The sequence below is a fragment of the Bradyrhizobium sp. genome (assembly GCF_035273305.1).
In the GTDB taxonomy this organism is placed as follows: domain Bacteria; phylum Pseudomonadota; class Alphaproteobacteria; order Rhizobiales; family Xanthobacteraceae; genus Bradyrhizobium.
The window spans coordinates 36,015-44,934 of record NZ_DATEPI010000181.1 but is presented as its reverse complement, the minus strand read 5'-3'; the positions used below and the strand labels follow the sequence as shown (position 1 = coordinate 44,934).

9 protein-coding genes are annotated in these 8,920 nt (G+C 59.9%); 8 read left to right on the top strand and 1 reads right to left on the bottom strand.

The genetic code is table 11. The annotated features are described in order from the left end of the window. Nucleotides 1-2: 2 nt before the first annotated feature. The 8 genes from fabD to VJV58_RS12760 all read left to right on the top strand — a co-directional run bounded on the left by fabD (nt 3) and on the right by VJV58_RS12760 (nt 7,220). The gene (gene fabD / locus VJV58_RS12795; protein WP_324137716.1) at nt 3-872 is read left to right on the top strand and encodes an ACP S-malonyltransferase; all 870 of its coding nucleotides are present in this window, start codon (nt 3-5) and stop codon (nt 870-872) included. Between the two features lie 15 nt (nt 873-887). Then, nucleotides 888-1,625 carry a 3-oxoacyl-[acyl-carrier-protein] reductase gene (gene fabG, locus VJV58_RS12790; RefSeq protein WP_324137715.1) on the top strand — a complete coding sequence of 246 codons (738 nt, stop codon included), beginning with the start codon at nt 888-890 and terminating at the stop codon, nt 1,623-1,625. A gap of 296 nt (nt 1,626-1,921) precedes the next feature. Then, entirely contained in the window at nt 1,922-2,161 is a 240-nt protein-coding gene (locus VJV58_RS12785) for an acyl carrier protein (protein WP_006610957.1), read from the top strand. Nucleotides 2,162-2,258: 97 nt separating this feature from the next. Further along, on the top strand, nt 2,259-3,530 hold the full coding sequence (gene fabF / locus VJV58_RS12780; protein ID WP_324137713.1) for a beta-ketoacyl-ACP synthase II: 1,272 nt from the start codon (nt 2,259-2,261) through the stop codon (nt 3,528-3,530). A gap of 119 nt (nt 3,531-3,649) precedes the next feature. Further along, nucleotides 3,650-4,906: an endolytic transglycosylase MltG gene (gene mltG, locus VJV58_RS12775; RefSeq protein WP_324137712.1), complete on the top strand. Its 1,257-nt coding sequence runs from the start codon at nt 3,650-3,652 to the stop codon at nt 4,904-4,906. Nucleotides 4,907-5,047: 141 nt separating this feature from the next. After that, on the top strand, nt 5,048-5,935 hold the full coding sequence (locus tag VJV58_RS12770) for a YicC/YloC family endoribonuclease (RefSeq protein ID WP_324137711.1): 888 nt from the start codon (nt 5,048-5,050) through the stop codon (nt 5,933-5,935). A gap of 2 nt (nt 5,936-5,937) precedes the next feature. Continuing rightward, a complete protein-coding gene (gene gmk / locus VJV58_RS12765) occupies nt 5,938-6,597 on the top strand; it encodes a guanylate kinase (RefSeq protein WP_324137710.1) in 660 nt (219 codons plus the stop codon). 338 nt (nt 6,598-6,935) lie between these two features. After that, a complete protein-coding gene (locus tag VJV58_RS12760) occupies nt 6,936-7,220 on the top strand; it encodes a hypothetical protein (RefSeq protein ID WP_324137709.1) in 285 nt (94 codons plus the stop codon). Nucleotides 7,221-7,687: 467 nt separating this feature from the next. Here VJV58_RS12760 and VJV58_RS12755 read toward each other — a convergent pair whose 3' ends face one another. Beyond that, nucleotides 7,688-8,908 carry an ABC transporter substrate-binding protein gene (locus tag VJV58_RS12755; protein WP_324137708.1) on the bottom strand — a complete coding sequence of 407 codons (1,221 nt, stop codon included), beginning with the start codon at nt 8,906-8,908 and terminating at the stop codon, nt 7,688-7,690. Between the last annotated feature and the right edge of the window lie 12 nt (nt 8,909-8,920).

Below are 8,920 nucleotides of genomic sequence, written 5' to 3'. Positions count from 1 at the left end.
CCGTGTTTGAAGAAGTTGATGCGGCGCTCGGGGAGAAACTGACCGATATCATCTGGAACGGGCCGGCAGAGGCCCTGCAGCTTACCGAAAACGCCCAACCGGCGCTGATGGCGGTTTCGCTGGCGAGCCTGCGCGCGCTGGAGACCGAGGCCGGCTTTTCAGTCAGGCGGGATGCGGCCTTCGTGGCGGGGCATTCGCTGGGCGAGTACTCGGCGTTGGCTGCGGCCGGCAGCCTCAACATCTCTGATACCGCGCGGCTGTTGCGCATCCGCGGACTTGCCATGCAGAAGGCAGTGCCAGTGGGCGTCGGCGCTATGGCGGCTCTTCTCGGCCTTGATTTTGAGGCTGCGGTAGCGGTCGCAAACGAGGCCGCGCAGGGGCAGGTCTGCCAGGCCGCCAACGACAATGGTGGGGGCCAAGTCGTCGTTTCCGGCGACAAAGCCGCGGTGGAACGCGCGCTCGAAATCGCCAAATCCAAGGGCGCTAAGCGCGCCATGTTGCTGCCGGTCTCTGCACCGTTCCACTGCCGGCTCATGCAACCGGCGGCGGAGGTGATGGCCAGTGCACTCGCCAATGTCACCATCAGACAACCGGCTTCGCCGCTGGTTGCAAACGTGGTGGCGTCCTCAATTTCCGATCCGGACGAGATTCGCCGTCGGTTGATCGAGCAGGTCACCGGCACCGTGCGCTGGCGCGAATCGATAACCTACATGGCAAGTCATGGGGTCACTCGCTTTTTCGAAATTGGTTCTGGCAAAGTGCTGAGCGGGCTCGTGAAGCGCATAGCCGAAGGAGCGGTCGGCATTGCGGTTGGCGGCCCGAATGATCTGGCTGCTGCCAGGGATGCGCTCGCCGCGATGCAGTCGGCCTGAGCGAGGGGGACGATGATGTTCGATCTGACTGGCAGGATGGCGCTCGTAACCGGCGCGACCGGCGGAATCGGCGGCGCCATCGCCGAAGCGCTGCATGCCCAGGGAGCGACCGTCGCCATTTCCGGGACGCGCCGAGAGGCGCTCGACACACTCGCGGGCAAGTTGGCTGAGCGGGTTCACGTGCTCCCTTGCAATCTCTCCGAGGCTGACGAGGTTGAGGCACTGGTGCCGTCGGCGGAAAAAGCGATGGGGCAGGTCGATATTCTCGTCGCGAATGCCGGCATCACACGGGACAATCTGTTCGTTCAGTTGCGCGACGAAGACTGGGATGAGGTCATCAATGTGAATCTGACCGCGACATTCCGGCTGGCGCGAGCTGCGACGAAGCTGATGATGCGCAAGCGCTTCGGCCGTATTATCGCAATCACCTCTGTCGTTGGCGTCACCGGAAATCCGGGACAAGGCAACTACACCGCTTCCAAAGCTGGACTGATCGGCATGATCAAGACGCTCGGGGCGGAATACGCCAAGCGCAATGTCACCGCGAACTGCATCGCGCCTGGATTCATCAAGACACCGATGACGGATGCGCTGAACGATAAGCAGCGGGAAACCATCCTCTCCAAGGTTCCTGCAGGGCGGCTTGGAACAGCACAGGAAATCGCGGCCGCGGCCGTTTATCTCAGTTCAAATGAAGCCGCATATGTCACGGGCCAGACAATTCACGTCAATGGCGGCATGGCCATGATTTGAGCTCACCGCCCGCCGTTTTTGGCGCGCTGAGACGTGGTTTCGGACCGTGGATCGACCATTATGGTCAAGGATGGGGAAGTATGATAACCGAACCCACCACTGGAGGGGCAAAGAACGCCTTGCAGGATTTTGAAACCCTGTATATTGGCGGTGCTGAGCCTGCGTCATTCGCCGGGTCTTGTCGGGCCTGACAAGGCAAAATCAGATTATGCGATTGCGAAGGAAAGTTTACCGGCCAGGATGGCTCGTATCGTCTTGGGGAACGGGTCTAATGGGCACAAGCACGAGGTTAAACGATGAGTGAGATTGGCGAGCGAGTTAAGAAGATCGTGGTCGAGCACCTTGGTGTTGAGCCCGAAAAAGTGGTCGACAATGCGAGCTTCATTGATGACCTCGGCGCCGATAGCCTCGATACCGTCGAGCTCGTGATGGCCTTTGAAGAAGAGTTCGGGTGCGAAATTCCGGATGACGCCGCGGAGACCATTTTAACGGTCGGGGACGCGACAAAATTTCTCGAGAAAAACGCGAAGAGCTGACGCCCCGCCCGGTGCTGACCGAGCCGGACGGACCCTCGGCAAGCGGTCCACTGGTTCGTAGTTGTGGTGCCGAGAATACCGGGCTGGAGTGCAGGATATGAGGCGGGTTGTCGTCACGGGCCTCGGCATGGTTTCGCCGCTCGGCTGTGGCGTCGAGCCGACCTGGAAGCGCATCCTCAACAGCGAGAGCGGCGCCCGGAAAATCGATACGTTTGACGTCTCCGACCTCACCAGCCAAATAGCCTGCCTGATTCCGCGCGGAGACGGCAGCGACGGCACGTTCAATCCAGATCAATGGATGGAGCCAAAGGATCAGCGCAAGGTCGACGACTTCATCATTTTCGCGATGTGTGCGGCACGCGAAGCACTCAACGACGCCAATTGGCATCCATCCACCGAAGAGGATCGCTGTGCCACCGGTACGATGATTGGTTCGGGGATTGGTGGCCTTTCGGGTATCGCAGATACCGCGCTCCTTTTGAACGAACGCGGACCCCGCAAGGTATCGCCTTTCTTCATTCCCGGGCGGCTTATCAATCTCGCTTCGGGCTACGTCTCCATCGCGCACGGTCTCAAAGGTCCGAACCATGCTGTGGTGACGGCGTGTTCGACCGGCGCACATGCGATCGGCGATGCCAGCCGGCTGATCGCGCTCGGCGACGCGGAGGTGATGGTGGCCGGCGGAACTGAGTCGCCGATTTGTCGCCTGTCGATGGCGGGGTTTTGCGCTTCACGTGCGCTGTCCACCGGCTTCAACGACACTCCGGAAAGAGCCTCTCGTCCCTACGACCGGGATCGCGATGGATTCGTCATGGGCGAGGGTGCCGGCATCGTGGTGCTTGAGGAATACGAGCATGCGAAGCGGCGCGGGGCACGAATCTATGCCGAAGTGATCGGATATGGATTGTCGGGCGATGCGTATCACATCACCTCGCCGAGTCCCGATGGTGACGGAGCGTTCCGCAGCATGAATGCCGCAATGAAGCGGGCTGGCATCGGTTCCTCAGAGATCGACTACATCAATGCGCACGGAACTTCGACGCAGGTAGGCGACGAAATCGAACTCGGCGCAGTGGAGCGACTATTGGGCAACGCCGCTTCCAAGGTTTCGATGTCATCAACCAAATCGTCCACCGGTCATCTGCTCGGCGCCGCCGGCGCAGTCGAGACGATATTCAGCATCCTGGCCATTCGCGATAACATCGCACCACCAACGATAAATCTTGAAAACCCGTCGGTGGAAACGGCCATCGATCTGGTACCATTGACGCCGCGCAAGCGCGAGATCAACATCGCGCTATCGAATTCATTCGGATTCGGCGGCACCAATGCTTCGGTGATCATGCAGCGCGTGGCTAACGGACGCTAATCGACGAGAGTCCACCGTTTCGCCGTATTCGGTGCTAAATCCTAGCCTTGGGCGTACACTACAGGTCGTTCGGCAGCCTCGCTGGCCGCGATACACCGACAGGATCTCAGGTTGCACTGATGAGTGAGAGGCCGCCCATTTCGCCACGCAGCCCGCGCGCCGCGCTGGAGCCTGAGCAGGTTCCGCCGCCGCCAAAACGATCGCAGCGCGCCCGCAACACGTGGGTGGTGGTAGGCAATGCCGTAATCACTCTTGTGCTTATGGTCATGATCGGTGTCGGTGGCGCGTACATTTACGGCAGGCAGAAGATTGAAGCTCCCGGCCCGTTGAAGGAAGAAAAAATCGTCAATATTCCTGCTCGAGCCGGAATGACCGATATAGCCGACGCGCTGCAACGTGAAGGCGTGATCGATAGCAACAGGTGGGCATTCATCGGGGCCGTATTTGCCTTGAAGGCGCGTTCGGAACTCAAGCCCGGCGAGTACCTGTTTCAGAAGAACGCCAGTTTGCGCGACGTCATCGGCACCATCGTCGAAGGCAAGGTGGTGCAGCACGCGGTCACTATTCCCGAAGGTCTGACTTCCGAACAGATCGTGGCCCGGCTGTCGGATAATGACATCTTCTCGGGCTCCGTTCGTGAAATCCCACGCGAAGGCACGATGCTGCCGGAAACGTACAAATTCCCGCGGGGCACCAGCCGCGAACAGGTGATTGCACGGATGCAACAGGCGCAGAAGCGCGCGATTGCGGAAATCTGGGAGCGCCGAAGCCCAGACCTTCCGATCAAGAGCCCGGAACAACTGGTCACGCTCGCCTCGATCGTAGAGAAGGAAACTGGCAAATCGGATGAACGCAGCCGGGTTGCTGCAGTGTTCGTCAACCGGCTGCGGCAAAAAATAAAGCTGCAGTCGGATCCAACGATCATCTATGGATTGGTCGGCGGCAAGGGCACGCTTGGGCGGCCGATCAAGCGCAGTGAGATCCAGCAGCCATCGCCGTACAATACTTATGTGGTTGATGGCCTTCCGCCCGGGCCAATTGCCAATCCAGGCCGCGCCTCGCTGGAAGCCGCCGCCAATCCGGCCCGTACTCGCGATCTGTTCTTTGTCGCGGATGGCACCGGCGGCCACGCATTTAGTGATACTTACGACCAGCACCAGAAGAATGTTGCCAAGCTGCGCGCGATCGAAAAACAGATTCAGAACGATACCGTCGAGCCGGCCGACGAGCCGCCGGCCGCGAGCGCGCCCGCCGATACCAACCCCACAGCCACGACCACGAAACCGGTACCGTCGAAGAAGCCGGCTCGTGTGACCCCGGCGCCCCGGCAGGGGGCTGCGGAATCGATCATCTCCGCGCCGGTGGTTCAGCGCTAGCCGGCTGCCAACGTGACGGCAAGAATCCCACCTGATTCGAGCCCGTTCCGTTCGCGAAACCGGTATCCACGCTTGCGCAATACGCGATAAAGTCGCGCACGTTGTTTGCGAATCTCATTTAGGGGCGGAGAAAATCACGCGATGGCGTTGTCGAGCATGACCGGTTTTGCACGAAGCCATGGTGCCAGCGGGCCATACGCGTTCGAATGGGAATTGAAATCGGTCAACGCCAAGGGATTCGATCTGCGCATGCGCCTGCCGCCCGGATGGGACGAACTCGAACTGTTCGCCAAGAAGCGCGCGGGCGAGGTGCTATCGCGCGGAACCGTGTACGCCAATTTGAATGTCAGGCGCAGCAATCCCCTCTCAGTGGTCCGTATTAACGAAGAGGTTCTGGCATCGATCGTCAAAGTGGCAGGCGTGTTGGCCGGCAAGATTGATGCGGTGGCGCCGAGCATTGACGGGCTGCTGGGCATCAAGGGGGTTATCGAGGTCGTTGAGCCTGAAAGTAACCAGGATGAGGATAACGCCGCGAAGGCGGCCGCGGGGGCGGCATTCGATCAGGCGCTTCTAGACCTGGTCGAGATGCGCCAGCGGGAGGGAGTGACGCTTGGGCAAATCCTGTCCCAGCGAATGGATGAGATGGAGCGCCTGGCCACGAAGGCTGAGGCTGCTCCCGGTCGCAAGCCCGAGGCGATCAAGGCCAGGCTGGTCGACCAAATCGCGACATTGCTGGAAGCCTCCGACCGCTTCGATGCTGACCGACTCAATCAGGAAGCGCTTCTGATTGCCGCCAAAGCCGACATTCGCGAAGAGCTCGATCGCATCGCATCGCACATCTCGCAGGCGCGCGAGATGATCGCCAAGGGCGGCCCGATCGGGCGCCGGTTGGATTTTCTGGCGCAGGAATTCAACCGTGAGGTCAACACCTGTTGCTCGAAATCAAACGATGTCGAACTGACCAACACCGGCCTTGCGATGAAAAACGTGGTCGAGCAATTCCGCGAACAGGTCCAGAATCTGGAGTGATGATGAAGGCTGGCGGCCACGGCTTCGATGGAGTTGAGCGGCGCGGACTCATGTTCGTGCTGTCATCACCGTCGGGCGCGGGAAAGACCACGCTGTCGCGTATGCTGGTAGCAGAGACGCCTGCGTTGCAAATGTCGGTCTCGGCGACGACGCGACCGAAGCGGCCGGGTGAGGTCGAGGGCAAGGACTATTATTTCGTCAGCCAAGGCCGGTTCGACGAGATGATTGCCCACAGCGAACTTCTCGAGTGGGCGACTGTTTTTGAAAACCGCTATGGCACGCCGCGTGCGCCGGTCGAGGCCGCTTTGTCGGCGGGCCATGACGTGTTGTTCGATATCGATTGGCAGGGCACTCAGCAACTGCGCAGTCGCTCGCCGAGCGATGTCGTCAGCGTGTTTATCCTGCCGCCCTCGGCGCAGGCGCTCGAACAGCGGCTCCACACTCGTGCACAGGATTCCGATGAAGTGATTCGCAGCCGCATGAAGAAGGCGGGTGATGAAATGAGCCATTTTGACGCGTACGATTACATCATCGTCAACGACAACATTGGAATGGCATTCGAAGCGGTCAAATCCATACTTCGCGCCGAGCAACTGAAGCGCGAACGGCAGATAGGCCTGTCAGGCTTCGTTCGCGGGTTGCAGCAGCAGCTGGAAACTTGAGGCTCGATCAGCTTGGAGCACGCCCGGTGAGCTGCGAGAACGCCTCCGCAATTCTCCTGTTTGTTTCAGCGCGGTCGGGATCGCGTTCAATACCGCCTCGGCGCGAGGGCAAATGCGCATCCGATCTGTCAGAAATCGCGAAGCGGGCGTCATCGCTGCGCTCCCAGTTGATCGCTCGTCGCACTCGGGGTTGTCTTCCCGCGGCTCCGAACTTCAGAACGATACTGGCGATGATGGCCGCAAGCGCCGATGCGGCCGCGATAGCACCTAGCAGCATCGGAATCGACCTGGATTGATCGTGCGGCGCCCGTTCCACGGGAGTGGGCGGCGTCTCCGCAATGGCGGGCATTGGAGCCGCCGCCGAGTTTGAGGCCAGCCTGGGAGCGGGACTGTCCGTCCTCGTTGCGCTCACTGTGTTCTGCGTTTCCGCTGCAGCGACCCGCGAAGTTACAGCGGAGGGATCGGGCCAGCGGGAGCCCACGACCGATGGCTGCTGCACCAGTGCATCCGCCGGAGCAGGTTGGCGCGGCTCGGCCGCCGACGCCTCAGCCTGCATCGCCGCGACTGGCGCATCGGTCCGGATCGGCGGTTCGACCCGTGATTGCGGGGATAATTCGGCGTGAGCGTCGGCGATAGAACGTTGCGGCGCAGTCTCGGCTTGGGGTCCGCTGCTCCTTGCCGATCGGAAGGAGCGCGCGTGGCTCAGGGATGCCTTTTCGCCTTGTTCACGGACATACCAGCAGTGACGCTTTGTGGCTCGATCGATGCGATAGTACCAATGGCTTCCATCACTAACTGGCGCGTTTGGAGCGGAAAGGCAGTCATCTGCCGCGGGGACCGCGCCTAGCGGTACGGGTGCAAGGGTGCCCGCGAGAATACTGGCGAATACTGCTGACACAAATTTCGCGGCTCGGTTTGACATGTGCGGCTCCGGTGATGCGCGAGGCGTTACGCTCCAAACTTCCGAGAAAAGTTGGGTCGCAATGAGCCGCAATTCCGGAGAGCATGAGGCTTAATTCGGGCTCGCTTTTACGGCGAGCCGGCTCATGACGTGATGGAATCAGGGACGGCCGCTGTCGTTCGGGTTAAGTCAGTCGCTTGCAAGCACGTCGCTGAACAGCACGTATCTCGACCCGTCAAAGCGCACCAAGCGCATCTGCTTGATCGGGCGCAGGTCGGTCGGGGTCGTCTTCAGGCGGATGCCCGGCAACAGCAGAGGCAACTCCATATCCAGATGCGACGCATGCTTCATGATGTTTTCGCGGGTGAGATTGTCGCCGCACTGCTTCAGTAGCTGCACCACCGCATAACCGATGTTATAGCCGTACGGCGCGTAGTAGTCGCTCTTGCTGATGCGAGGGTTATACTTGTCCATCCATACGTTCCAGGCTTTCATTGCCGGATCGTCTTTCCACTGAGGGTCGGCCGGATCTTTTTGATAAGCTGCGGAGATGATGCCTTTTGCCGCGTCAAATCCCGCAGGCTTGATCGCCCCGGCAATCGAAGAGCCGATGCTCACCACGATTTCCTGCGGATGCCAATCGATGTCGTAAGCCTTTCGAATGGCCTGCGCCGAAAATTTCGGGATCGTGATAATGAAAAATACGTCGGCGCCGGACGACTTCAGGGTGACCACCTGCGAATCCACTGTGGGATCGGTGGTGTTGTAGGTCTGGGTCGATACGATCATGCTCGAGGCCTTTTCGCCGAGCCCCCGTTTGAAGCCGAGCAAATAATCGCGACCGAGATCGTCGTTCTGCGCCAATATCCCGATCTTCGCATCGGGCTTCACGGACAGAATGTATTTGGCGTAGATTTCGCCTTCCGACGCATAATGCGGCGTCCAGCTCATGGTCCATGGGTAGTGTTCCGGATCATTAAAGACCGTCGCACCTGAACCAACGAAGAGATGAGGCACCTCTTTCTGGTTGATGTATTTGACGACGGCCATATTCGGCGCCGTGCCTACTGGATTGACCAGAAACAGCACCTCGTCGCTTTCGATCAGACGCCTGATTTGTTCGACCGTTTTCGACGGGCTGTATGCGTCGTCGAGACTGATGAAATTGATCTTGCGGCCGTTAACCCCGCCTTGTTCGTTGATCATCGTGAAATAGGCGGTGGCGGAAACCGCGCCAGCCGAATAGGCCGAGGCGGGGCCGCTATAAGGCGTCGTCGTCCCGATCTTGATTTCGGTATCGGACGCGCCTGGGCTGTATTTCTTTTGCGCCAGCGCCGGAGCGTTGAAGACCAGAGCGCACGCCAATAGCGCGGCAGTAGCAAGAGTCGAACGGTTGCCCGAGAAAGCCATCGATGTCCTCCC

Bases quoted from the DNA above. Each gene is read 5' to 3' on its own strand.
- mltG (WP_324137712.1), top strand. From the start codon at position 3,650: ATGAGTGAGAGGCCGCCCATTTCGCCACGCAGCCCGCGCGCCGCGCTG.
- gmk (WP_324137710.1), top strand. From the start codon at position 5,938: ATGAAGGCTGGCGGCCACGGCTTCGATGGAGTTGAGCGGCGCGGACTC.
- fabF (WP_324137713.1), top strand. From the start codon at position 2,259: ATGAGGCGGGTTGTCGTCACGGGCCTCGGCATGGTTTCGCCGCTCGGC.
- VJV58_RS12770 (WP_324137711.1), top strand. From the start codon at position 5,048: ATGGCGTTGTCGAGCATGACCGGTTTTGCACGAAGCCATGGTGCCAGC.
- VJV58_RS12755 (WP_324137708.1), bottom strand. From the start codon at position 8,908: ATGGCTTTCTCGGGCAACCGTTCGACTCTTGCTACTGCCGCGCTATTG.
- VJV58_RS12785 (WP_006610957.1), top strand. From the start codon at position 1,922: ATGAGTGAGATTGGCGAGCGAGTTAAGAAGATCGTGGTCGAGCACCTT.
- VJV58_RS12760 (WP_324137709.1), top strand. From the start codon at position 6,936: ATGGCGGGCATTGGAGCCGCCGCCGAGTTTGAGGCCAGCCTGGGAGCG.
- fabG (WP_324137715.1), top strand. From the start codon at position 888: ATGTTCGATCTGACTGGCAGGATGGCGCTCGTAACCGGCGCGACCGGC.